The organism is Leptolyngbya sp. PL-A3 (genome assembly GCF_039962325.1).
GTDB lineage: Bacteria > Cyanobacteriota > Cyanobacteriia > Elainellales > Elainellaceae > Vacuolonema.
The window spans coordinates 28,717-53,223 of record NZ_JAMPLB010000028.1 but is presented as its reverse complement, the minus strand read 5'-3'; the positions used below and the strand labels follow the sequence as shown (position 1 = coordinate 53,223).

General features: G+C 51.8%; 23 protein-coding genes and 1 tRNA gene. 14 read left to right on the top strand and 10 right to left on the bottom strand.

The window, feature by feature from the left end:
- Nucleotides 1-28 precede the first annotated feature (28 nt).
- Both NDI52_RS20040 and NDI52_RS20035 read right to left on the bottom strand, forming a co-directional pair.
- Nucleotides 29-1,159, bottom strand: a complete 1,131-nt coding sequence (locus NDI52_RS20040) for a glycosyltransferase (protein ID WP_190770794.1) — start codon at nucleotides 1,157-1,159, stop codon at nucleotides 29-31.
- A 94-nt stretch (nucleotides 1,160-1,253) separates the two neighbouring features.
- Nucleotides 1,254-2,405 (bottom strand): NAD-dependent epimerase/dehydratase family protein, encoded by a 1,152-nt coding sequence (locus NDI52_RS20035; protein ID WP_190770793.1) that lies wholly within the window; start codon nucleotides 2,403-2,405, stop codon nucleotides 1,254-1,256.
- A gap of 689 nt (nucleotides 2,406-3,094) precedes the next feature.
- Between NDI52_RS20035 and NDI52_RS20030 the strand changes: the two genes are divergently transcribed.
- Nucleotides 3,095-3,607 (top strand): DinB family protein, encoded by a 513-nt coding sequence (locus NDI52_RS20030; RefSeq protein WP_190770792.1) that lies wholly within the window; start codon nucleotides 3,095-3,097, stop codon nucleotides 3,605-3,607.
- A gap of 133 nt (nucleotides 3,608-3,740) precedes the next feature.
- On the opposite strand, the gene NDI52_RS20025 is transcribed toward NDI52_RS20030, so the two are convergent.
- The 4 genes from NDI52_RS20025 to NDI52_RS20010 all read right to left on the bottom strand — a co-directional run bounded on the left by NDI52_RS20025 (nucleotide 3,741) and on the right by NDI52_RS20010 (nucleotide 7,768).
- On the bottom strand, nucleotides 3,741-4,187 hold the full coding sequence (locus NDI52_RS20025) for a hypothetical protein (RefSeq protein WP_190770791.1): 447 nt from the start codon (nucleotides 4,185-4,187) through the stop codon (nucleotides 3,741-3,743).
- Nucleotides 4,188-4,198: 11 nt separating this feature from the next.
- Entirely contained in the window at nucleotides 4,199-5,410 is a 1,212-nt protein-coding gene (locus NDI52_RS20020; protein WP_190770790.1) for an anhydro-N-acetylmuramic acid kinase, read from the bottom strand.
- Between the two features lie 71 nt (nucleotides 5,411-5,481).
- Nucleotides 5,482-6,177 (bottom strand): NAD-binding protein, encoded by a 696-nt coding sequence (locus NDI52_RS20015; protein WP_190770789.1) that lies wholly within the window; start codon nucleotides 6,175-6,177, stop codon nucleotides 5,482-5,484.
- A gap of 256 nt (nucleotides 6,178-6,433) precedes the next feature.
- Nucleotides 6,434-7,768 carry a TrkH family potassium uptake protein gene (locus NDI52_RS20010; protein ID WP_190770788.1) on the bottom strand — a complete coding sequence of 445 codons (1,335 nt, stop codon included), beginning with the start codon at nucleotides 7,766-7,768 and terminating at the stop codon, nucleotides 6,434-6,436.
- Between the two features lie 164 nt (nucleotides 7,769-7,932).
- On the opposite strand from NDI52_RS20010, the gene NDI52_RS20005 reads away from it, so the two are divergent.
- From NDI52_RS20005 to NDI52_RS19990, 4 genes are all read left to right on the top strand, one after another.
- Entirely contained in the window at nucleotides 7,933-8,775 is an 843-nt protein-coding gene (locus tag NDI52_RS20005) for a methyltransferase domain-containing protein (RefSeq protein ID WP_190770787.1), read from the top strand.
- Between the two features lie 400 nt (nucleotides 8,776-9,175).
- Entirely contained in the window at nucleotides 9,176-10,171 is a 996-nt protein-coding gene (locus tag NDI52_RS20000) for a homogentisate phytyltransferase (RefSeq protein ID WP_190770786.1), read from the top strand.
- A 45-nt stretch (nucleotides 10,172-10,216) separates the two neighbouring features.
- Entirely contained in the window at nucleotides 10,217-11,311 is a 1,095-nt protein-coding gene (locus NDI52_RS19995) for an FAD-dependent oxidoreductase (protein ID WP_190770785.1), read from the top strand.
- Between the two features lie 466 nt (nucleotides 11,312-11,777).
- Nucleotides 11,778-13,019, top strand: a complete 1,242-nt coding sequence (locus NDI52_RS19990) for a ferrochelatase (protein ID WP_190770784.1) — start codon at nucleotides 11,778-11,780, stop codon at nucleotides 13,017-13,019.
- A gap of 210 nt (nucleotides 13,020-13,229) precedes the next feature.
- Here the strand turns inward: NDI52_RS19990 and NDI52_RS19985 are convergent, their stop codons facing one another.
- On the bottom strand, nucleotides 13,230-13,853 hold the full coding sequence (locus NDI52_RS19985; protein WP_199307699.1) for a 4Fe-4S single cluster domain-containing protein: 624 nt from the start codon (nucleotides 13,851-13,853) through the stop codon (nucleotides 13,230-13,232).
- A gap of 319 nt (nucleotides 13,854-14,172) precedes the next feature.
- Here NDI52_RS19985 and NDI52_RS19980 point away from each other — a divergent pair, with 319 nt between their 5' ends.
- The 3 genes from NDI52_RS19980 (at nucleotide 14,173) to NDI52_RS19970 (ending at nucleotide 16,426) form a co-directional block, all read left to right on the top strand.
- Nucleotides 14,173-14,694, top strand: coding sequence for a hypothetical protein (locus NDI52_RS19980; protein WP_190770783.1), 522 nt, complete (start codon nucleotides 14,173-14,175; stop codon nucleotides 14,692-14,694).
- A gap of 70 nt (nucleotides 14,695-14,764) precedes the next feature.
- The gene (locus NDI52_RS19975) at nucleotides 14,765-15,280 is read left to right on the top strand and encodes a pentapeptide repeat-containing protein (protein ID WP_190770782.1); all 516 of its coding nucleotides are present in this window, start codon (nucleotides 14,765-14,767) and stop codon (nucleotides 15,278-15,280) included.
- Nucleotides 15,281-15,286: 6 nt separating this feature from the next.
- On the top strand, nucleotides 15,287-16,426 hold the full coding sequence (locus tag NDI52_RS19970; RefSeq protein ID WP_190789291.1) for a 5-(carboxyamino)imidazole ribonucleotide synthase: 1,140 nt from the start codon (nucleotides 15,287-15,289) through the stop codon (nucleotides 16,424-16,426).
- A 135-nt stretch (nucleotides 16,427-16,561) separates the two neighbouring features.
- On the opposite strand, the gene NDI52_RS19965 is transcribed toward NDI52_RS19970, so the two are convergent.
- Nucleotides 16,562-17,356: a hypothetical protein gene (locus NDI52_RS19965; RefSeq protein WP_190770780.1), complete on the bottom strand. Its 795-nt coding sequence runs from the start codon at nucleotides 17,354-17,356 to the stop codon at nucleotides 16,562-16,564.
- A 15-nt stretch (nucleotides 17,357-17,371) separates the two neighbouring features.
- Nucleotides 17,372-17,445, bottom strand: a tRNA-Pro gene (locus NDI52_RS19960).
- Nucleotides 17,446-17,714: 269 nt separating this feature from the next.
- Between NDI52_RS19960 and lipA the strand changes: the two genes are divergently transcribed.
- The 3 genes from lipA (at nucleotide 17,715) to NDI52_RS19945 (ending at nucleotide 19,177) form a co-directional block, all read left to right on the top strand.
- Entirely contained in the window at nucleotides 17,715-18,602 is an 888-nt protein-coding gene (lipA, locus tag NDI52_RS19955; RefSeq protein ID WP_190770779.1) for a lipoyl synthase, read from the top strand.
- On the top strand, nucleotides 18,595-18,954 hold the full coding sequence (locus NDI52_RS19950) for a DUF6464 family protein (protein WP_190770778.1): 360 nt from the start codon (nucleotides 18,595-18,597) through the stop codon (nucleotides 18,952-18,954). The genes lipA and NDI52_RS19950 overlap by 8 nt, the downstream gene beginning before the upstream one ends.
- Before the next feature lie 82 nt (nucleotides 18,955-19,036).
- Complete coding sequence (locus NDI52_RS19945) at nucleotides 19,037-19,177, top strand: hypothetical protein (RefSeq protein WP_190770777.1); 141 nt, start codon at nucleotides 19,037-19,039, stop codon at nucleotides 19,175-19,177.
- 219 nt (nucleotides 19,178-19,396) lie between these two features.
- Here NDI52_RS19945 and NDI52_RS19940 read toward each other — a convergent pair whose 3' ends face one another.
- On the bottom strand, nucleotides 19,397-20,491 hold the full coding sequence (locus NDI52_RS19940) for an acyltransferase (protein ID WP_348256509.1): 1,095 nt from the start codon (nucleotides 20,489-20,491) through the stop codon (nucleotides 19,397-19,399).
- 564 nt (nucleotides 20,492-21,055) lie between these two features.
- Between NDI52_RS19940 and NDI52_RS19935 the strand changes: the two genes are divergently transcribed.
- From NDI52_RS19935 to NDI52_RS19925, 3 genes are read left to right on the top strand one after another with little or no spacing between them, the layout of a single operon-like run.
- Entirely contained in the window at nucleotides 21,056-22,096 is a 1,041-nt protein-coding gene (locus NDI52_RS19935; RefSeq protein ID WP_190770775.1) for an ABC transporter ATP-binding protein, read from the top strand.
- Nucleotides 22,097-22,897, top strand: a complete 801-nt coding sequence (locus NDI52_RS19930; RefSeq protein WP_190770774.1) for an ABC transporter permease — start codon at nucleotides 22,097-22,099, stop codon at nucleotides 22,895-22,897.
- A 30-nt stretch (nucleotides 22,898-22,927) separates the two neighbouring features.
- Complete coding sequence (locus tag NDI52_RS19925; RefSeq protein ID WP_190770773.1) at nucleotides 22,928-24,487, top strand: Gldg family protein; 1,560 nt, start codon at nucleotides 22,928-22,930, stop codon at nucleotides 24,485-24,487.
- The last annotated feature ends 20 nt before the right edge of the window (nucleotides 24,488-24,507 follow it).

Sequence of the window (24,507 nt, the reverse complement as noted above, 5' to 3'; positions counted from 1 at the left end):
ACATTCCTTTTTTATAGCCTTACGCCATCTAAGCAGCTGTAGGCATCGCTTGCATCAAAATTTCCTGATAGAACCCACGCAGTTGTTGGGTTGCCGCAGCCCAACCCCAACGCTCAGCTTCCTGGCGGGCGTTGCGGCGGAGAGTTTCCCTTTCTTCGGGATTGGACAGAAGGCGTCGGGTAGCGACGATCGCCCCCTCCTCATCTTCTGGATCAAACAGGTATCCGTTTACCCCATCTGTCACAATGTCGGGAATCCCTCCAGCATTAGCGGCAATTACCGGGCAACCAGCCGCCATTGCTTCTAGCAAAACCAAACCCAGGGTTTCTGTACGGGAAGGAAAGACGAAAGCATCGGCAGAGGCAAAAGCTGAGCCCAGGGTTTGACCTGTCATGTACCCGGCAAAGAAGGTAGGGGTATCAGCAAAAATCTTCTCCAGGTCTGCCCGGAAAGGGCCGTCACCGACGAGGGCGAGGCGAGCACCTGGAATGGCCTCTAGTACTGGTTTGATGCGATCGATTTCTTTTTCGGCAGAGAGGCGACCTACATAGAGGAGGAGAGGGGATTCGGGATGCCCCTGGGTGAGGTGCGATCGCATCTCAGAATTGGCTAAATCGGGCACGAAAAGCTCAGTATCCACCCCTTTTTGCCACACAGCAACTCGCTCGATTCCATGGGTTTCCAGAGCATCCTGCATTGCGGTGGACGTCACCAGGTTAATCATGGCTTGATTATGGGCCAGCTTCAGCAGCTCCCATAACAATCCTTCGAGCATCCCTAAGCCATAGTGCTCCAGGTATTTCGGTAAATGGGTGTGGTAGGACGCAACAAGGGGAACCTCCAGGGATTTGGCATAGTACAAACCACCCAGACCCAATACTGCCGGGTTCACCAGATGAATCAAATCTGGGCGAAAATCTTCCAGGGCTTGCCGAATCGATGGACGTGGTAACGCCAGCTTTAATTCGGGGTAAAGCGGTAAAGGAAAGCCTGGCACACCATTAATTCTGGCCCCTTTATATTCCGTCAGCCCTCCATCTGGAGAGAACACCAGTACCTCATCGCCCATCCGTTGCAGGTGGTCAACGGTATGGCTGAGCCGTGTCACAATCCCATCAACTTTGGGCAAAAAGGTTTCCGTAAAGAGGGCGATACGCATAGGGGACAACAACGGGGAATGCAGAACAGCTAACTGACGGGTAACGCGACAGATCCCCGGTTTCTAACGAAACCGGGGATCTGAATAAACGGACTTAACCTTTCCACTTAACGCGAGGAAGAATTTCTTTCTCGTCCACGCGATCTTTGTATTTAACAGCGAAGTTGAGCAGTGAATCCAACAGCGAATCTGACAGGAAGTGGGGTTCTAGACCCAGGTCGATCAGGCGAGTGTTTTTAGCATTGAAGTAGTGCTCTTCCAGCTCCACACGCGGATTTTCGAGGTGGTTCACTTCCACCTGGAGGCCTATTGCAGCACCTGCTTTCTGCACCATATTAGCCAGGTCACCAATACTGAACAGCTCGGTGAACTGGTTGAAGACGCGGAACTCACCAGGAGATGCTGGGTTGTTCACTGCAATTTCAATACAACGCACAGTGTCACGAATATCCAGGAAGCCGCGGGTCTGGCCACCTTTGCCATAAACAGTCAGAGGGTGACCGATTGCGGCCTGAATACAGAAGCGGTTCAAAGCTGTACCAAATACACCGTCATAGTCCAGACGGTTAATTAACAGCTCATCCATACCTGTTTCTTCGGTAAGAACACCGTACACCACACCCTGGTTCAGGTCGGTGGCACGCAGGCCCCAAACGCGGCAAGCAAAATGAATGTTGTGAGAGTCATGCACCTTGCTCAGGTGGTAGAAAGAGCCAGGCTGCTTGGGATAAGGAAGGGTATCTTTGCGACCGTTGTGCTCAATGGTGATGTAGCCCTCTTCAATATCAATGTTGGGCGTACCGTATTCACCCATGGTCCCTAGTTTTACCAGGTGACAGTCGGGGAAGTGCTCGTGCATCACATAGAGCAAGTTCAGGGTACCCACCACGTTGTTAACTTGGGTGAGAACGGCGTGCTCACGGTCAATCATCGAGAATGGGGCCGATCGCTGTTCCCCAAAGTGCACGACAGAGTCGGGCTGGAACTGAAGCATGGCCTTCTCCAGGAAGGCGTGGTTGCACAGATCACCCACAAACAGGTCAATGCTCTTGCCGGTTAGGTCTTTCCAGCGCTGAAGACGCTGCTGAATCGGGGTGATAGGAGTCAGGGTCTGGATGCATAGTTCATTATCCCAGTGCCGTCTGACCAGGCTGTCTAAAATGCCGACTTCGTGCCCACGATTTGCCAGATAAAGAGCGGTCGCCCACCCGCAATAGCCGTCACCACCAATTACTAGGACTCTCATCTGCTTCAGCCACTTTATTGAATACTCCGCTTAATCTATCAGCTTTGTGTCCCCTTTGAGTCAATCGAGTTTTGAATCCAGATCTTTCTGATCCGGAACACAATGCATGTCAATTCTTCTAGAAGTCGAGTGATAATGCCACCCTACATTCGAGGAGTTGAGTGATGATTAGCATGGGTTATAAGTATGACTAAAGACTTAAGGGAAGCGTCTTAAATACCAATCCAAAGCATTATTGACCTTATAAGAAATTAAAGTATCAAGATGGGTGGTTATCAGAAGTTTAAGAAATAGTCATGCCAATCCAAGGTTGCCATAGGTGGCATGTTTATGGTGTGTGGCCTGAGCTTCAGACACAATACACAATTTTATGCTTTCAAACATGATGGACTTGCGTCAATCTAGTTCAACTGATCATAAATTTAGATAGGGTTTAAGGCGTGGGCGCTAAGCGCCCACGCCTTAAACCCTATCTAAATTTACAAGCCAAGGTAACAGCCAATTTTGATAGTGATAGGCGATCGCACAACGTCCAAAAACAGTGACATGGGATATTAAGCGTCCCCGTCCTGATGCCAGAGCCTGAGCCTATTAGAACAACTTCGCCTCTATCTTCGTTGTCATGTCTCGAATGCAAATTATAGAGGTCGCCACTAGAGTTTCCATCCCGTTTTAAGGATCTCTCCCCCATGATTGACCACACCTACTGCCAGACTATGGCGTCCTATAACCAATGGATGAATCAGAAGCTCTATAGCCTTTGTGCCACTTTGTCGGATGAAGAACGAAAGCGGGATGTGGGAGCGTTTTTCCAATCCATCCATGGGACATTGAACCATTTGTTGTATGGCGATCGCGTCTGGCTTAACCGCTTCTTAGGTGAGACGCTCTACCCGGTGACGTTAGGAGAGGAGTTGTATAGCAACTTCGAAGACCTCTGGCAAGAGCGTAAGCTCACCGACGAGTTTTTAGTGAAGTGGTCAGGCTTGATTTCAGATGAATGGCTGGCTCAGCCCTTGGAGTACACCAGCCAGATAGATCAAAAAACACGGGTTTTACCCACCTGGCTTCTGGTCACCCACCTGTTTAACCACCAAACTCACCATCGTGGACAACTAACGACCCTGTTACATCAGATGGGTCGCGACCCTGGGGCAACCGATTTGCCCTGGCTACCTCAATTGGAGCTTTACAGTCGCTAAAATCCTTCGACAAGGTTGCTGCTCATCCCTAAAGGAGACGAGCAGCAACGGGTCACCCCTTCCAGTTTTGTTTTGTGTAGGGTGCTTCGCACCCTACACAAAAACATAGGTTGCAAACTTAGGCCGCAGCCTACTAGCCGGGTTGACGCTCAACATGCCCTTCCATAGTGCTGTTGAGGTAGTGACCTGCCATGATGCTGCTGGAAATGCAGTAGCGATTTTCTGTAAGTTTGTGGAGGGTTTCAAAACCGGTGCGACGTTGGCGATCGCCTAACACCCAATATCGCTGCACAATGGATTCCGGTGCAATCCATCCTTCCCCTTCGACGCGACCTAGAACGCTGTGTTGTAACACAAAGGTATATTGACGCTCTCCCGCATTGAGCCGCCCCCGATATTGCAGAGCAATCTCCTCTCGCTCTGCATTCGGAAAAGCCAGCTTCGTGACCATCGTGAACCAGTTATCTCGGCTCCAAGCAATCAGGATTCTGCCCTTTACTGGGATGGGCATTCCGTCCCGCTCTAGCCAACTTCCTTCAAGTGTCCAGCGGCCCGCTTCGATCAAAAACGTGTGAGACACGGCAACAAGTCCTAAGGTGTTCCGATGAGATCCCCAAATGGCTCCGGAACGCTCCTCATCCTAACATGGGTGCCTCCAGGAGGTAGATGAATTTCCCCTAAGACAACGGCCTGGCGGGCACCGGTGGCAGCGGGTAAATTACCGGGGTAGTGGGATATTCGCCAGTATGCCAGGACGGCGAAAGCGATCGCCTCCTTAAAATCCGCATCGATTCCAGCGTCATCCGTAGTTTTGACGAGGGCAGACGGCAAAAGGTTCTGCAGACGGCTCAGCAAATAAGGGTTGCGGCTTCCCCCGCCACATACCAGCACTTCGTCGGGCAGTTGGGGGAGGAAGCGACGGTAGCTGTCAGCAATGGAAGCTGCGGTTAATTCCGTCAGAGTAGCCAGAAAATCGGCCTCTGTCAGGTTGTAGGGTTGAGCTTCTTGCCAGCAGCGAGCCAGAAAATCGGGGCCAAAAAGCTCACGCCCAGTAGATTTAGGCGGCACCTGCTGGAAATAGGAATGGGCCAGCCAGTGCTGGACGAGGGGCTGACAGGGAGTTCCCTGAGCGGCCCAGGCTCCGTTTTGATCGAAGCGTTGTTGCCCACCGGAAAGTTGCTGCACCGCCAGATCCAGCAGGCTGTTTCCCGGCCCGGTATCCCATCCCAGGAAGGTATCATTGCCCGATTGCCGAGAGGGCAGGTAAGCTACATTGCCGATGCCGCCAATGTTTTGGATGCAGCGATCGCACGTTTCATCGCGCAACAGAGCCACGTCCACTGGAGGCACCAGGGGGGCACCTTCCCCACCCGCCTCAACATCCGCTTGACGGAAGTTGTTAACGGTCAGCAGCCCTGTACGGTAGGCAATCCAATCTCCTCGCCCCAGTTGGAGGGTGTAGGCCAGCGAGGGGGTATCGGCAAGGGTGAGGGGACGGGGACGATGGAAGACGGTTTGACCGTGAGAACCGATGAGGTCGGCGGGGCCGTAGCGGGTTTGAAGTTGCAGGGCAGCGTCGGCAAAGGCCTGGGCGATCGCCTCATCCAATTCTGCGAACTCGGCCATGGAGATGACAGCACCACCACAAAGCTCAAGAATGCGCGATCGCACAGCCGCTGGGTAAGGAAACGTTTCGCCCCCGACAAAGCTAACTTGCAGAGCATCGGGAGGGCCGTCGAGACTCACCATGGCTGCATCAATCCCATCCACGGATGTTCCACTGATCAGCCCAATTACCCGCATAGCAAACCTCTGAAAAGATCTTGGAGAAGGTGTAGAAAAAATTATTTTCGTACCCATGGGCACGAAATGACTTAAACAGGAAGCTGGTTGATGCCTTTATTGGAGCCTACCACTACCAAAATGGAGTCCTTGGTAAGGCGCACGTTGGGATTGGGGTTAATTTCAAAACGGTCATTGTGGCACACCGCCAGAACATTGACGCCGTAGCGCGAACGCAAATCCAGATCCAGAATTGATTTACCGTCAAATTCCTTTGGCACGACCACTTCCACAATGCTGTGGTCGGGGTCGAGTTCAAAGCGATCGAGGATACCAGGGCGGGTGAGCGATCGCGCTAACTCACACCCCATCTCGTGCTCAGGAAATACCACATGGTCGGCTCCAACCCGATGCAGCAGCTTGCCGTGGACTTCGGAAGACGCCTTCGCTACCACATGGGGCACGCCCCCTTCCTTGAGATTCAGAGTCGTGATAATGCTTTCCTGGACGTAGTTCCCGATGGCTACGATGACTGTATCAAACTCGAACACGCCTGCTTCTTGTAAGGCAGCAGGCTGGGTTGAGTCCAGTTGCAGGGCATGGGCAGCAATTTCATCGGCGATCGCCTGATCTACCCGACGCTCATCAGTATCCATGCCCAGCACTTCATAGCCCAGGTTATGGAGGGTCATACATACGGCTCGACCAAAGCGCCCCAGCCCAATGACAGCATACTGGCGGTTGCTAGTTCGAAGGCTTTTGAAGAAGTTCAAAGAGTTCAGATTCACAGTTGAATCCGGGAATAATGTAGAGGTTGACCTTTCCAGCCTATCAGACCCTCAGAGATTCAAATTTGAGGCGTGTACGAAATATAGAGCTGATAAGGGCTCAACCCAATTCAAGACAAACAGGATTTACGCACTTGTGTTGTGGGTGAGGTGCTTTGCACCTCACCCACAACACAAGTGCGTAAATCCTGACACAATTTTTAGAGCTCAGCGTTTAAAGGCAGCGTCATATCCGCGCTCAAAGCTAATCCCAAACTTATCCAACTAATAGGTTCTCTTCGGGATAGCGGATTGCACTGGGGCTTGGATCTCCGAGAACAGCCGACATGAGGAGCAAAATCCCCACCCGTCCCACGTACATCGTGCCAATCAAGACAAGCTTTGACCAAACAGTGACGGTGGCGGTAATTCCTGTAGATAGGCCAACCGTCGCAAAGGCCGAAACTGATTCGAAGAGAACTTTGATGAACTCAAGTTCGGGATCCGTAATAGAGATCAAAATACTAGACAGCACGACTGTTGTGGCCGAACCAAATAACACTGCAACCGCTTTCAAAATCAAGCTCATAGGAATTTGACGGCGGTAACACAAGACTTCTTGCTTCCCTTGTAAAACCGATTTGGTACAGGAATACAACACTCGCACTGTCGTAGTTTTGATACCTCCCCCCGTACCACCGGGACTAGCGCCAATAAACATCAGGGCGATTGTAATGAATAGCCCCGACTGAGTCATATCGCCGTAGTTAATCGTATTAAATCCAGCCGTACGCGGTACGACTGACTGAAACCAGGCCAGGAGGAGACGCTCACCCGTGTTGTATCCTTCTACGACCTCCGGATTGCGATACTCCACAATGAAAAAGGCCAGGGTACCAACAATTAGAAGCGCCAGGGTCGTGCTGATGACGACCTTGAAATTAAGCGGCAATACAACCCGTTCTGGCCGTCCCTGAATACGGTCACGTATCCAGATAAACATCTCCATAATGACCTGGTATCCGATCCCGCCAAAAATAATCAGAAAGGTAATGACCAGATTAATAGGGATAGATGTTGCATAACCGATCAGGTTGTCGGAAAACAGAGCAAACCCGGCATTATTAAATGCGCTAACACTGTGGAAGAGGGCATACCAGAGCCCACTAGACCAACCATGGTCATGAACAAAGGTAGGGATCATCAGGAACGTGCCGGTCAATTCGAATAGCAACGTTAACCCAATGATGGATTTCACCAGATTCCTCGCTCCCGACAATCCCTCCTTATCCAGAGCTTGTTGAATAGCTAGCTTGTCTCGCAGCCGTAAACGCCGCCGCAATACTAACAGTAGTAACGTGTTAGCAGTCATATAGCCTAACCCACCCATCTGGACGAGAAGCAGCAGCATGGCCTGGCCAAAGGGCGTAAAGTAAGTTCCTGGATCGACCACTGCCAGACCTGTTACACAGACTGCCGAGGTAGACATAAACAGGGAAACAATGAAATCTCCCCACTGCCCACTAGTGATAGAGATGGGCAGCATTAGAAGCAGCGTCCCTACAGCAATGAAGGCTGCAAAACCCAGACAAATTGTCCGGGGGATGGTCATGGCGGGGCCAGAGAACATTAAACTCACGGGCAAATACTCATAGGAGGATCGGGCTGAGCCTTTGGGAAGATGGGGAAGCGATCGCCCATAGGGTACTCTCGCAACAGCGAATTTTACCCAATACCCTTATCCTTAGCCCTATCTGAACAATTAAACCGTAATCTATGACCCTCTCGCTGCAACAAAGAATTCAACACTTTTACGACCAATCCTCCGGCCTTTGGGAGCGAATTTGGGGAGAGCACATGCACCACGGCTACTACGGAGCCGATGGTCGCCAGAAGAAGGAGCGTCGCCAGGCCCAGATTGATTTGATTGATGAGCTGTTGCGTTGGGGCGAGGTGACTCAGGCCCAGAAGATTCTGGATGTGGGTTGTGGCATTGGTGGAAGTTCACTCTACCTGGCCGAAAAGTTTGGAGCAGAAGCAACTGGGATTACCCTCAGCCCAGTGCAAGCTCAGCGGGCCAGAGAGCGGGCGAAAGCAGCCGGGCTTCCAGCTCAGTTTGAAGTCGCCGATGCCCTGCACATGCCCTTTGAGGATGCCTCCTTTGATTTTGTCTGGTCACTGGAGAGCGGCGAGCACATGCCTGACAAAGTGAAGTTTGTGCAGGAATGCTTTCGGGTATTGAAACCGGGGGGACGCTTTATAATGGCGACCTGGTGCCATCGACCTATAGCTCCACCCGAAGCGCCACTCACCGTTGAGGAAGAACAACATCTAGCGAAGATTTACGAAGTGTACTGTCTGCCCCATGTGATCTCGTTGCCAGAATATGCTGAGATTGCCCAATCTACTGGCTTCCAGAACCTTCGGACGGAAGATTGGTCAACCGCTGTTGCCCCCTTCTGGGATGTAGTGATTGACTCGGCCTTTACGCCTGCGGCTCTCGTGGGGTTGGTACAGGCCGGATGGACGACCGTGCGGGCAGCATTATCTCTGGGATTGATGCAGCGGGGATATCAAACTGGCTTAGTACGCTTTGGGCTGCTAACAGGAACTCGCTAATGCCTCTATTTTTCAAGATTTCCTCACATTCCAGGCCGTAATGGTTTGTGAGGGCGGGTTTGGTCGGCCATCCTTACCCATGTCGTTGACCTTCTGACCAGATCCGCCCTCATTCTGGATGCACATCCATGCGAGGGCGGTTTTGAATGATAACCCTCTGTTGTGCAGTTGAGATAAGGGCAAAACTTGCCCGTACGAGTCTTCCCTACAAATTTTGTCGCGATCGCCAAATGTTTCCCAAGAGGATGGATGTAAAGCCACTATTCTCTTGAGTTCTCAAGGAGCTATCGGCATCTAAGGTGCCCATAAATCCCGAAAATTACAGATTTTCCCTATCTTTGCTCAGATTCCTGATCTGGGATTCCAGAGTAAAATCATCGCGTCGTAACCCAAGGGTTCCATGCGTCGGCCTGCTTCCCCTGAACCTCAAACCTCCCCCCAAAAATTCTTTTCCTCCTCTGCTCCCTCGGAACTGCGCGGCTGGCTCTACGCCTTCTGGAAGTTTTCGCGACCTCATACCATCATCGGAACAACCCTCAGCGTGCTGAGTTTAGCGACGATCGCCTGGGCTTTGGAGAGCGATCGCCACTCCTATCCCGCTCCCTTTCCCATCCTTTTTACACTCCTGGCCTGTCTTGCTGGCAATGTCTACATCGTCGGCCTCAATCAGCTTGAAGATGTTGCCATCGATCGCATCAATAAACCACACCTCCCACTGGCCGCTGGAGAGTTTACCCGTACCCAAGCTCGTCGCATTATCGGAGTGATGGGGCTGCTGGGATTGGCACTATCTGCATCCCAGGGAATGTGGCTGATGGGTACCGTTTGGCTGAGCTTGTTAATTGGAACGGCATATTCTCTGCCGCCCATACGGCTCAAGCGTTTCCCGGCATTAGCATCCTTTTGCATCCTGTCAGTGCGCGGTTTAATTGTTAACCTGGGATTGTTCCTGCATTTTCAGCACCAATGGAATCAGGGGATCGGCGATCGCCTATTCCTCCCTGCCCCTATCTGGGCATTAACCCTGTTCATTCTGGTATTTACCTTTGCCATCGCCATTTTTAAGGATATTCCTGACCTGGAAGGCGATCGGCAATACCACATCAGCACGTTCACCATTCGTTTGGGCCAGCGAACGGTATTTAATCTGTCGCGTTGGGTGCTGACTGCCTGTTACGGCGGGATGATTGTGGTAGCTCCCCTATTATCGGGAGTCAATGGTCTGGGGTTGATGATAACTCACGGGATTTTATTGGGGGTGCTGTGGTGGCACAGTGAACGGGTGGATTTGAAAGACAAAGGGGCGATCGCTCGGTTTTATCAATTCATCTGGAAGCTGTTTTTCCTGGAATATCTCATCTTCCCAGCCCTTTGTTTGGTCATGGGTTCGGTGTAGAGTTGAACGGTTAAGGTGATATTTTTCTTTGCGTAACGTTGCCCTATGGTGTCGTCGAAGCCCTGTGATATCGCGGTAGTTGGAGCCGGGTTGTCGGGTATTGTGTGTGCCCAACAACTCCAGCGGGCGGGCTACTCCGTCGTGGTCGTGGAAAAATCCCGTGGCGTAGGGGGCCGGTTGGCAACCCGCCGCCTGTCTGGTGTGAGTGCCGACCACGGTACCCGCTATCTGGAAGCGCAGGGTCCCTACACCGAAGAGTTGATTCCGATTTTGCGCGATCGTGACCTTGTGAAATCCTGGACGGAAGCTGTGCGCCATGTTAGCGCTACAGGCGAGATTAAACCTCCAGGAAGCGAACCCTATTATGTAGCTCCGGATGGCATGAACTCCGTAGCCAAGTTTCTAGCGGAAGGTTTGACCGTGTGGCGGGGACAGCGGGTTACTGCGCTCACCCCAACCCATTCCAATACCCGCTGGACATTGACACTGGAGCCGATGCCCGGCCATGCGATTTTGCCCTTGCGAGTGCGGGGAGTGGTGCTGGCCGTGCCGGCCCCTCAAGCCGCTAGTCTGTTAGAACCCCTCCTGGCAGACGGACTGCCAACGGAAATGCTGGAGTCGGTGCAATCGGTACAGTTTGATCCCTGTATTACGGCGATCGCAGTCTACCCCAGCGGGACTGAAACACCCGATGACCCTGCCTGGAATGCCCTGCATTTTGATGATCATCCTTCTCTAGGCTGGCTCAGCCTTGAGAGCCGAAAGCGGAATACGGATGGCCGTCGGGTTGTGCTGCTGCAAAGCAATGGCAGCTTTGCTCAAAAGTACCTGGAAGCAACATCCCTGGAGCCCATTGGGCGGGCACTGTTGCAAGAAGCTTCAGCCTTTTTGCCCGGGTTGGAGAAACCTGAAGCACTACAAGTTCACCGCTGGCGCTACGCGCGGGTACGCCAGGGGTTGGAAAACTGCCCCAGTGCAGCGGTTCCACTGCCTATCGTCTGCGCTGGAGACTGGTGCGGCGGTGACAACCTGGAAGCGGCCCTGGAGACTGGAGAAGCAGCAGCCTGGGCAATTAATGCTCGGCTGAAACAGCGATCGTTGGCGCCTGTAGACTTTGCCAGTTACGCCAACACGAAGTAGCAATTGAGCTTTCCAAAAAGAAGACGCCGCGTAATGCGCGGCGTCTTCTTTTTGGAAAGCTCATATTTCCTAATCTGCAGATGCATACAGCACTTTTCAAGCCTATGAGGTACAAGTTATTTTTGTGAGAGCCTCGCGGCGCGAGGCTCTCACAAAAATAACTGCATTTTATTCAAGCGCAAAGCGCTGTATTGAATGGGTATTAGAGGAAAGGCAAAGGCTAAAAAATATTGCAAATACTAAGAAAACATGAGTTTTGCCTTCCCCTTAGATAACATCCCGACATCTTGCCAAACCCTTGAAAAGCGTGAGTTTTTGGAGAAATCTCTATCCGAGGAAAGGCATAGATGCCCTGCGGGGGGGTGGTAGGGTAATCCTTGTGGGCGCCTACCTTTCGATGGATGCTCCACTTCTTTTTCCAAAGCTTCTGCACATTTTCGAAAAAAACCGATTTGGAGGGTTCCCCGTGGTCGCGACCCCTGAGCAAGTACACCAGTCCCCTAACGTTTCCTCTGGCAGCGATCGCGTCGCTGTTTTGTTGATGGGTTACGGTGAAGTGGAAAGCTATGACGATTTTGCCAACTACAACGAGCAGGCGTTGAATCTCCTGACGGCCAAGTTTGCTCCTGTACCTACCTGGCTATATCCGCCTCTTGCCAAACTCCTAGCGGTGTTTGATCTGCATGAGTGGCAGCATCAGCACGATCACTTCATCTCTCCTCACAACGCCATTTTTGAGCAACAGCGAGCAGGCATTGAGAAGGAACTGAAGGAGCGATGGGGCGATCGCATCAAAGTTTTCAAAGCTTTCAACTTCTGTGCGCCTTTTTTACCCAACCAGGTGATTGAGCAAATCCGCAACGAAGGCTTCGACAAAATTCTGATCTACCCTCTGCTGGTAGTGGATTCCATTTTTACCAGCGGTATTGCGGTAGAACAGGTTAATAACGCGTTGGCTAGCACTTACCAGGGCACTGAGCACTGGGTAAAAGGCATTCGCTACATTCCCTCCTTCTATAACGAACCCGAGTACATTACCCTTCTAGGGCGCATGGTGGAAGACAAGATCACCCATGATCTGGCTGTCGCCCACCTGCCTTCGCAAATCGGGATTGTGCTGATGAATCATGGCTGCCCCCATAAGGCCAAAGGCTTCACCTCTGGGATTGATGAAAGTCAAGCACTCTATGAGCGGGTGCGGGAGCAACTCATTCACCGCTACCCGCTGATCTCGGTAGGTTGGCTGAACCACCAGACTCCGCTGATTGAGTGGACGCAGCCCAACGCTGAGCTGGCTGCCAAGAACTTAATGGAATTGGGTGCAACGGCGATCGTCTTTATGCCTATTGGCTTTGCTACCGAGAACCATGAGACGTTGCTGGATGTAGAGCACATCATTCATGGTCTGCGTCGCAAGCGTCCAGATGTCACTTTTGTCCAAATGCCCTGTGTTAACGATCAACCGGAATTCTTACGGATGGCAGGGCGGTGGGCCGACCGCCACATTGGCGATTTGCTCTCAGCCAATGCTCTGGTCGTGAACCCATCGCTAGCAGCAGCACAGGCCAGCCATTTCCAGAGCCATTCCCACGACCATGGGCACAGCCATGACCACGGAAATGGCCACAGCCACGATAACGGTCATGGTCATAGCCATGACCATGGACATAGCCACGAACACGGGCATAGCCATAGTCATACCCACTAAACCGGGTTGTTGAAACGTGCTCCTTCACTAAGGAGTGCTGAAATCAGACTTAAGCGCTCAGCTCCCCAGATTTTTGAAGAATTTGGGGAGCTTCAATTTTGTCACAGCTAAGGAAATAGCCGCCTAGGATTTTATCTGTGATGTGGGTGATTTGCCTGCTTCGTGGGCAAACCACCCACATCACAGAGGTCATTTCATTACTGAAATCGCCTATTGCTCGGCAAACAGTAGGTTACCTCGGTAGCCTGTGACAAGGCGACTGCCGTCTTTGAAAACGTGGACTTCGATCTGGTCGCTGGCCCAGGTGATGCGATCGCGAAGCTCCGGGTTAAAAATATGCACCCGCTCATTGCTTGAAGAAACGGGCGAATCTGGCTGATTGATTGCCAGAGATTCCACATAAGGACCATCAATCAAAATATCCAGTTGCTCTAGCAACTCCGCGGCCCCAGCAGGGCCATACTCTGACTGCAACTCCTCTAGACGGAAGCCACTGAAGGACATGACATTCAGCCCTGCCGCTTTGATCTGTCGCGCCAGGCTAGCCAGAGCCGGAGCCTGCCAAAAAGGCTCTCCCCCAGAAAACGTCACACCTTCATTACGGGGATTGCTGAAGATACGATGCACTAGGGATTCAACCGACACTAACTCATTCACTTCAAATGACCAAGAGTCTGTATTGAAGCAACCAGGGCATTCCCGCAAGCAGCCCTGCACCCAAATGACAGCCCGGCATCCTGGCCCATTAACCTCAGACTCATCTACATAGCCCATGATGTTGAGGTAACCCGGCGGAATTTCCATCAGGGTTATAGATGGATTTTGGCGACGCATACGAACCTCCTTAGGAAAGCCGACGCTTCAGAATGGAACGCATTGAGCATTACTGGCAAGAATCTGGTTCTGAATGCGGGACGTAGAGTTTTAGACTCAACCTATATTCCGCCTCAGCAATGCTTGTTTTTAGACTAGTCATCAAAGGTGAGGAACTTGTGAGGAGGCGTATGGCAAATCCTATTGCTCTGGCAATAAACGTGTTGTGGGAGGTGTGCTTTACACACCTCCCACAACACACATGCAAAAAAGAAATCTGCCTTGCCGAGACAGCCATTTTTGTTAAGAATTATAAATAGTTTTCTCAGAATGGTATCGCATGACAAACCCCGTTGCTGAGGTTCGTGAGGCTTCGACTGCTGCTCTGTTGGGGCAACCCCGTCCGTTGTGGAAAGTAATGCTCTTCTCGGCCCTTACTGGCCTGATCTATTACGGCTATTACAAGTGGGTGATTCAGGATGAGCTGAAACGTTATACAGGCTCGGATTTTTCGGGGGCGATCGCCCTCCTCCCCTTCCTGTTGGGTGTCACAATTCCCCCTGCCCTCGCCACCTGGGACCCTGATGTGCCCGGATGGTTCGGTTGGCTGTCGCTACTGGGTGTCGTGTGGATCTACGTCGTGCAATTTCGCCTGTATCGCACAGTCAACCAGCTATATCGAGAAGCTGGGATGAAAGAACCGTTGACGGTATGGTGGCTGTTTATTCCTGGACTGAACCTTTGGGTGGGCCTGCGACAAATCCATTTCCTGAGCCAATATTGGGCCATGAAGCGACAGGACACGGTCGCGGATCCAGTTGCTGAAGCACTGCCCTTTTTCTTTTCTCCAGAGCTGCTGTAGCCGAAAGGCCTCGCCCAATCGTTTCGGAATGGATCGTTTAGGATCACAAACAATATTTGGAATGCCCTCTATGTCCTTGAACCTGCCTGTGCTGAATTGGCGATCGCTCCTCTCCCTCCTACTCATCATTCTGATGGGTTGGGTCAGTCCAGCTCTGGCGAACCCCTACGCCGCCCCGCCTCTTTCCTATAGCAACGCCGAATTGCATGGGCAGGATTTCTCAGGACAACGGCTGCGTCAGGCAGAGTTTTCTAACGCCCATTTGGATGAAACAAACTTCTCAGAGGCCAATGCAGAGGGCGCAGTATTCAGCGCATCGGTGATCACTCAAGCCAATATGCACGGCGCAATTTTGAGCGACGCCATGATGGATCAGACCAAGTTCAAGGATACGGATCTGAGTGATGCGGTTCTGAATAACGCCATCCTACTGGGCTCCACCTTTGAGAATGTAAACATCACCGGGGCCGACTTCACCGACGCCATGTTAGATGGTGCCCAGGTCAAAGACCTCTGCAAGAGCGCCAGTGGGGTAAACTCCAAGACGGGCATTCCTACACGGGAATCCCTTGGATGTCGAGATTAAAGCAGCATGGCTAAACGGATTGGGGTAATTGGGGGCGGACAACTAGCCTGGATGATGGCTCCGGGGGCCGCCCAGCTCGGGCTAGAATTGGTCATTCAAACGCCAGGTCAGGCAGACCCGGCAGTCGCGATCGCGCAAGGAGTTGTTACGGGGGCGATCGCGGATGCTAGTGCCACGGCAACCCTGGCACAACAGTGCGACGTTATCACCTTTGAGAATGAGTTTGTTGATCTACCGGCGCTGCAAAAACTGGCAGACCAGGGTGTGACATTTTATCCTCCCCTTAGCGCCATTCAACCCATTCTGGATAAATACGACCAGCGATCGGCCTTGCAATCCTGGGGAGTACCGACACCCAAATTTGCAGTAGTTTCAGAGCAAAGCGATGACGCAACCTTAAGCCAATTTGGTTTTCCGGTTGTGCTAAAGGCTCGACGGCATGGCTACGACGGCCAGGGCACCTTTGTGTTGAAAGATCTGGCCACGTTACAGGAAAAATTGAAGGACGCAGCACCGGATCACTGGCTACTGGAAGAGTTCGTGCCCTTTGAGCAGGAACTGGCAATCATGGCGGCACGTTCCCATACTGGCGACGTCGTCATTTATCCCCTCGTGGAGACGCAGCAGGTCGATCAGGTATGTCGTCGCGTTTATGTCACCCAGGAATGGGGTGGAGACATAGACACCCAGGCACGGGCGATCGCCCAAACCATTCTTGAGCAACTCAACTATGTCGGCGTTCTGGGCATTGAGCTCTTTTTGCCAGCCAACGGCCAACTCTCAGTGAATGAGTTAGCTCCCCGCACCCATAACTCTGGCCATTACACCCTGGATGCCTGCGAAACCTCGCAGTTTGAACAGCAATTGCGGGCCGTGAGCGGCCTTGCCCTGGGCAGCCCCGCTCTCCACAATGCTGGAGCAGTCATGGTCAATCTACTGGGATTTGAAAGCTCCGAGTCAGACTACAGCACCCAACGAGCTCAGCTAGCCGAAATTCCCCATGCCCATGTCTATTGGTACGGCAAAACCCAATCGCGGCGCGGTCGAAAGCTAGGACACGTCACGGTGGTGTTGCAAGAGGGCCAGGGACGCCAGGAGGCAGAGGCGATCGCTCAGCAAATTGAACAGCTCTGGTATCCCTCGTAATAGCCGAGCATGTGGTGTTGCACTGAGCGCCACACCACATGCTGGACTGACCCACTTCAGGGCTGACGCGTTCTTGCTGTGTATGATGTGCTTTCCACACCACACACAGCAAGAACGCGTAAATCTTAAGTTTGTTCAAGCTTGAGGACGGCGTGGATTAATACCCAGGAAACGGTTGATCGTACTGGCCAGCTCTAATTGTTGATTTTGATCAGCACTTGACATCAGTGGCAGCATTTCGCCAGATTGTAGAATGAGCCGGGTTGTGTAAGGGCGATCGCTCTCCCCATCCTTTGAGCGAAACACACGCACCTCTTCCACATCCTGAAATGTCAGCTCTCGCCTATCTACACTTGACCCCGCAATGGTTCTCTGCCATTGAATCTGTTTGGAGCGCCGATCAAACGTACAAAGATCAGGGTGGGCCTTGTTCCAGCCCGTTGCCAGAATAACACCCCCCAAGCCAACGAACAGAAGCCCTAGCGGATAGGCAAACCAGCGAGCATCCTGTTTCAGGTTAAATGACGGCTGGGAGGGATCCTCTAGGAAGACATTGATGGCATCAACTTCCATTTGCCTATCGTCTTGAGACGGTGACCATCCCTGGGTTAGGGGGATACGCTGGCCGCTGGTCAGCAAGGAGATACGGTAATTTTGCCCCTGCGCGTTGCTACGCGTTTCAACTTCAGCTCCCTTTAAGGGAGGGAGGGGGGTTTGTGACTTTCTCAGCAGAGTTTGGTTCGAAATCTGACAGCTCACCTCGGTAGGTGTGGTGCGATCGCACATGAGCTCAGCCGTCTCTCCCAACAAGACCATCGATGCCAGCCCTGAGAAGACAAAGGGAAGGGCGATCGCCACCCGCCAGAGCTGAGTCAGCAACCGGTTCTCTTGCAGCTTTAAATAGGTGGGAGTCTGCTGAACAATCCGCATAGTGGAGCTGAAAAATCGGGATGACTGGATTCGAACCAGCGGCCCCTTCGTCCCGAACGAAGTGCGCTACCAAGCTGCGCTACATCCCGTAGTCACTGATCCAGGTTATCACAGTTGGGTAGAAGTGGGTGTGTTGAGTCAGCAATGCCAGCAGTTCTCATTATGAGCTTCAAAGCCAAGATTGCGCGCCCGACGGGCGCGCAATCTTGGCTTTGAAGCCTGAAAACCGCTTGCCTTCGGCAAGCGGTTTTCAGGCCTAATTCCATACTGAGAATTGCTGCAGCAATGCGCACCCAACACACCCATGCAATTCCGCTGGACTGCTAAGATCAGTTTTGAAGTTTTTTTTACAACAAGCGTGACAGTCAAGCCAGATTGGTTGCGGGTCAAAGCACCCCAATGGGAACGGGTTGGAAACGTTAAGGACATCCTGCGGGATTTGGAGCTGAATACCGTTTGTGAGGAAGCCTCCTGCCCCAACATTGGCGAGTGCTTTAACGCGGGGACAGCCACGTTTCTAATTATGGGGCCAGCCTGTACTCGGGCCTGTCCCTATTGCGATATTGATTTCGAGAAGAAGCCAAAAGCGCTTGACCCAACCGAGCCCGATCGCCTGGCCGAGGCCGTACGACGGATGAACCTGAACCATGTAGTCATCACCTCGGTAAACCGGGATGATCTACCCGATGGGGGCGCGACTCAGTTTGTACGCTGCATCGAGGGTATACGAAAGGTATCCCCAAAAACCACAATTGAAGTCTTGATTCCAGACCTGTGCGGGAACTGGGATGCCCTCACCACTATTTTGCAAGCCCAGCCAGAGGTGTTGAACCATAACACCGAAACCATCCCTCGTCTCTATCGCCGGGTGCGCCCCCAGGGCAACTATGAGCGATCGCTCGAACTCCTGCGCCGAGCTCGGGAACTAGCCCCCTGGACTTACACCAAATCCGGCATCATGGCAGGGCTTGGAGAAACAGATGAGGAAGTCTATCAGGTTATGCAGGATCTACGCGCTGTGGATTGTGACATCCTGACCATCGGGCAATACCTGCAACCCAGCGCCAAGCATTTGGGTGTAGACACGTTTGTCACGCCCGAGCAGTTTGACCGTTGGCGGCAACAAGGTGAGGCTATGGGCTTCTTGCAGGTGGTGTCGTCACCTTTAACCCGAAGTTCTTACCATGCCGAGCAAGTGCGCCTGCTTATGGAACGTTACCCCCGAGTAAAGCCTATCTATGGATAACACTCCAACACTGCCCACTGAGGTCATTCTCAGCCACTCCTGTGAAACGGTGGGGCGGGTACAGTTGGATTGGAACCCTCAGCCAGGAGCCTATTTCGATCTGGAAGGCAAAACCTACACGGTCTTAGAACGGCGCCATCGCTACCAGCTCAAAGCCGGACGCTACCATTTGCATAAAATTGCCCTCTATGTGCAAACGGTGCAACGCCCTGCCGAAACGACCTGGGTCGGTGGGCGATGGGTCATGGGAAATGCGACCTGTCGCTACAACGCATCCTCTGAGCTGGTGCGCTGTGCTGTAAACCCTGATGGCCCCTGTGCCGGGTGCCGCTATTATGAGCGAAACAGTTAAGGCTCTGCCTTTTGGGCGATCGCACCCCGGCGATCGCTACCCTACAGTCAAGGCGTAGACTAACATTTTCCGAAGGGGAGTTATGGCTAGCAACGATGGGCGCAAGCGCCAAATTCTAGATCATGTAAACCGTACCAGCGGCACCGTCATCCGTAGCACTTCTCAATCTGCTGAGGAGAAGAAGCGCCGCATTCTCGACCATGTTAACCGCAGTCAGGGGTAGAACTACAGCCCATCTCTGAGCTCGTGTAGCAGGTTCACCTGCTACTTGTAATCCCTTATTAGCTCAGCTCAATCAAATGTAGAATTTCAAAAAGCTGTGCCATCTGCCTTGCAGGTGGCACAGCTTTTTGAAATTCTATGTTGAATTACACCTACCTAACCTCAAGCCGGGATAAGCCAAGTACCCACAAAAAGTTCTCAAGCTGATTTAGGTCACTTATCAGCGTTGAAATGATTTGGGGGTTTTGTAATACGGCTTTCGATAACGCAGAAAGGGGGCCTCTATAAATTTCATGCTTAGCATTCCGATGGGAACCATGGCTAAGAAAACAATGATGGAAATTGGTAGTGCCACATAGAAATCAGAAATATCCAATAGGTGTTTATCTATATACTTTGCCACATCAAAAACAAAGAAGTAATGCAATAAATATAGAGAATATGAATACTCACCAATTGTAGATAAGGTATTCGATAGGATGCCTTGCTGATGAGTAAATGAAGTTTCATACCATGCTATGAGTGCAGCGAAAGTTATCCCTTCGGCTGTTGGTAGCCAAATCCAAATTGATGAATGTGAGGGGTATCCTTCAAGCATAGAAAAGCCCCCATTTACGTTGAACCAGTAGTAGATTGACAAGAAAAAAGCAGAGATAAATGCAATGAGAACATGGTTCTTTTTGAAGAAACCACTCCAATAGAAGCCAAGAATTCCAAGTACAAATTGATCAATTCGACCTAAAATTGTCCAGTAGGCAATGCTCTGGACCTCACCTTGAATAGAAAAGAATAAAGTTCGAATTCCAAATGCTAGAGCGATAAGTAGTAGTAAGAATAATGATGATCTTTCCTTAAGAGCTCGAAGAATCGGAAGAAGAATATAGAAATGCAATTCTGTAGTAATTGACCAACCGCCATTCGGCCAGGTCGGCAGTATAAAGCCTTCAATAAAAGTAAGTAAAGTAAGTACTACAACATATTCCTCTCCTTGAAAAGCTTTTAGAACTGCACTTAATACCATTACCAGTATTAGCAAAGGAAACAGTCGAAGAACTCGATTCCGTAGAAATAGACGATAATTGATTGACTCTTTATTGTGTAACAGCTTCGCAAAAAGGTAGCCACTTAATGTCATAAAAAGGGCTACACCTACATGCCCTTCATCAATAAGTACGAGTGGCCCCCAAAATGGAGAGCCTTGTAATGGAACGGGATGTCCATTCCCATGCATGAAGTGCCATTCAAAAACAAGAAATAGGGCAATGGCACGGATATGATCAAAGGCGACGTAATGTTCGCCAGATGTAGATTTCATACAAGATTTTCTAGTTTGGTAGTGCACAAAAGAGGAGGTGTGGTGAAGTTACATAACCCTTCATCACACATTACTAGGCTAGTAAGGAATATTGATCATTAATATCCATAACCATGAATTTCACGAGGAAAGATGCATTCCACTTTTACAGAACTAAGAAGGTTTCCGCATAAAATTAATCTGCAGTATAGTTGGCTGCCCATGAAGTCATTAGGCCAACTACATTGCCAGGCCATTTCGTTACTGAAAATCTCTTAAAAACTTACATTTATCAGACATTTATAAGCTTTAAATGGGACGCACCCTCAATCATCAGCGTGCCACGGAGCATTAGACGTATCCTACAAACGTGTTGAGTTTGGCTACAATGCTCTATTGGCATCTCTGCCTGTTTGTATTCCCTTGGTACAGCCGGAATTTAGCAGGTATGCTGAAGTGTCCTGGATGGCAGAGATTTGGGCAAACCTATCCCGACGGCTTGGAATAGTGCCAGAGGATGGGTATGGTTGTGCCATCTCACTAGCACCGCCGCCCCCGTAAACCCACCCCTTATCGCTACTACGCATGATCGAAGCGGATCACTTAAGCAAAGTTTATGGCAGCACCTCGGCGATCGAGGATGTCACCTTTTCCGTTGAGTCGGGAGAGATTTTGGGTTTCCTAGGGCCAAACGGAGCGGGAAAGACGACAACAATGCGTATTCTGACCGGCTATCTTCCAGCCAGCCAGGGTACTGCCCGCATTGCCGGGTTTGATGTCCATGAAAATTCTATGGCTGTTCGCCAAAACATTGGCTATCTGCCCGAAACCCCACCCCTCTATACGGATATGACTGTAGAGGGGTTTCTCTGGTTTGTAGCCCGGTTGAAGGGCGTAGCGGCGGGCGATCGCCCCACCCGCGTCACTGCTGCCCTGAAGCGCTGCAACCTGGAGGAAAAGCGCCAGGTTTTGATCCGTAAGCTCTCTAAGGGATTTCGGCAACGGGTCGGCATCGCTCAGGCCCTCGTTCACGACCCTCCAGTCATCATCCTGGACGAACCTACCGTAGGTCTTGATCCGCGCCAAATTATTGATGTTCGCAATTTAATCAAGAGTTTGGCAGGCGATCACACCATCATTCTCTCCACCCACATCCTGCCTGAGGTCAGCATGACCTGTAGCCGGGTCGCCATTATCAACAAAGGCCGGGTGGTAGCCACCAATACGCCTGACCAGTTGGTCACCGAGATGTATGGCGGCAACGGTTACGAATTGGAAGTCGATGGCAATTTTGCCGCTGTCGAAGCCACTTTAAAGAACCTGCCCGAAGTCCGTTCGGTAGAGAGCCTGCCAGATTTGTCATTAGCGGAGGGACATTATCGTTTGCGGGTGATGACTGATGGCCCTGATGATTTGGGACGGCAGGTATCAGCCGCAGTCGTGGGATCGGGGCTGGGCCTTTATGAAATGCGCCGCATTCGCATCAGTCTGGAGGATGTGTTTCTGGAGCTTACAACTCAGGAAACGAGCCCTGAGGATGTTGAATCTGACACTGAGTCAGAATCGGAGCCGATAGCGACCCCCATCGAACCCACCCTATCCCCCGAATCTGAGGAGGACGCCTAGATGTGGATTATTTGGAATAACGTTCTGGCGATCTATCGGCGGGAATTACAGAGCTACTTTGCCTCACCCTTCGCCTATGCGATCGCCGCTATTTTTTGGCTGCTGAGCGGCTTTTTCTTCGTTGTAGTACTACTTGGCCCTGATGGTCTACTGAGCCAGGTAGCCTTCCGCGACCAGGCAGGGATAACAGAACCGCCTATTGATGTGCCCTACCAGTTCCTCAGTATTTTTCTAAATTTGATTGGGTCACTTTCCCTGTTCTTGCTGCCCATGCTCTCCATGGGTCTTTACTCGGAGGAACGTAAGCGAGGCACCCTGGAGCTGTTGGCTACATCCCCCGTCACAAACTGGGCCGTCTCTGTGGGGAAACTGCTAGGGGTCGTCACCTTCTTCCTGACGATGACCCTGCCATTGATGCTTTACGAAACGATTGTTTTTAGCGCCTCCAACCCTCCTGCTTCATTTCGGGTGATGGTGTTGGGGCACGTGGGCCTGCTGCTGATGGCAGCCAGTGTTCTCTCCCTGGGGATGTTTCTCTCGTCTCTCACCGATAGCACGATCCTGGCGGCCATTCTGACATTTGCGCTGATGCTGCTGCTATGGGTGACCGACCTGATCGCCAATAGCTTGACTGGGCCAGTCGGTGAGATCATTGGCAATCTCTCCCTGGTGAGGCACTACACCGATCTCAGCCAGGGCCGGCTTAATACGAGTGGTCTGGTACTATTTGCCAGCTATATTCTGTTGGGCATTTTTCTCACGGCTCAATCCATTCAGGCATTCCGCTATCAGCGCTCCTAATTTCTGCTTAATCCTTGCGTTTCCTACTTTATGAAATCCTGGAAGTCCTGGTCTCGCTACACTCGATACCTTTATTGGCCCGGCCTGTTTCTACTCGTGATGGGGCTGACTGCTGGCCTGGTAGCTAGCAGTTGGGGGCCCTTGCCTCTGAGCTTGATTGGGATTGGACTGGCCATCTTGCTGGCCTGGCTACTCATCCGGCTGGATAATGTGCAAGGCGCCTGGGAACAGCGCTCTACACAGGAGGGTGCGAATGCAGCGATCGCCACCGTAGCCGTTCTCGCCATTTTCCTCCTGATCAACATTCTGGCGAACCGCTATAACAAAACGCTGGATTTGACCGAAAACCGAATTTTTACCCTGGCTCCCCAAAGCCAGGAAGTGGTGAAGGGATTGCAACAATCCACCCAGGTGTATCTGTTCGACCCCATTCCCAATCCCCAGGATCGGGCCTTACTAGACAACTATGAGCGCCAGAACCCCGAGAAGTTTGACTATCGCTATGTCGATCCTCAAGCGGAACCCGGTGTAACCCAACAGTTTGGGGTGCAGAACCTGGGCGAGGTCTACGTGCAGCAGGGTGAGCGCCGCCAATTGGTGCAAACCGTTACCCCCGAGCAACGGCTGACGGAACCTCGGCTGACCAACGCATTGGTACAGGTAACAAGCGATCGCAAACCCAAGGTTTACTTCATTCAAGGACATGGCGAGCGTCAGTTGGAAGCTGGGCAGGGAGGTTTATCCCAATCGCTACAGAACTTGCAGGGAGAAAACTTTGATGCGCTCCCCCTGAACCTAGCCAGCAACGCTCAAGTGCCGAAGGATGCAGATGTGCTGGTGTTAGCAGGACCACAGCGGGCCTTGCTACCGGAAGAAAAAGCAGCGTTGAATTCCTTCCTGAAAACGCCGCGTGGGTTGATGGTGCTGGTTGATCCCCAAACCGATCCGAAACTGGATGATCTGTTAAAACCCTGGGGTATAGAGTTGGGCGATCGCATTCTCTTTGAACCCGCCGCCGGCCGCGATGGTGTCGTCACAGTGATTAATCAGTATGGCCAGCACCCTATTACTCAACAGTTAGGCAACGGCATCTCCTTCTACCCGCTAGCAATTCCTCTACAGATTACGGAAGCCAAAGGAGTACAGGCATCCCCACTCCTGATTACAGGGCCTGAAACGGAAGCCCGAGCTGTAGGGAGCGATGGGGCTCTGCTGCCGGCTCCAGAGTCAGAACCACGCGGCAGCTTCACGGTAGGAGCTGCTTTTACCCGCCCCGTGGAGACAAAAGCGGCGAAACCGGACGGAACAAATGCGGCCCCCGCCGAAACCCGTTTAGTGGTGATTGGCAACTCTAGCTTTATCACGGATGGTTTTGTGAACCAACAACTCAACCGAGACGTGCTACTCAATGCGATGAGCTGGCTGAGCCAGGAGGAGAACGCAACGCTCACTATTCGAGCAGCAGAACCTACCAATCGGCGCATTGTACTATCGCCAGAGCGCCGAGTTACTCTGGCCGTTGTGGCGATGGGATTGCTGCCCGCCCTTGGCTTTGCTCTGGCTGTGGCTATCTGGTGGCGACGACGGTAAGCGCCCGGACGTGATTAGGA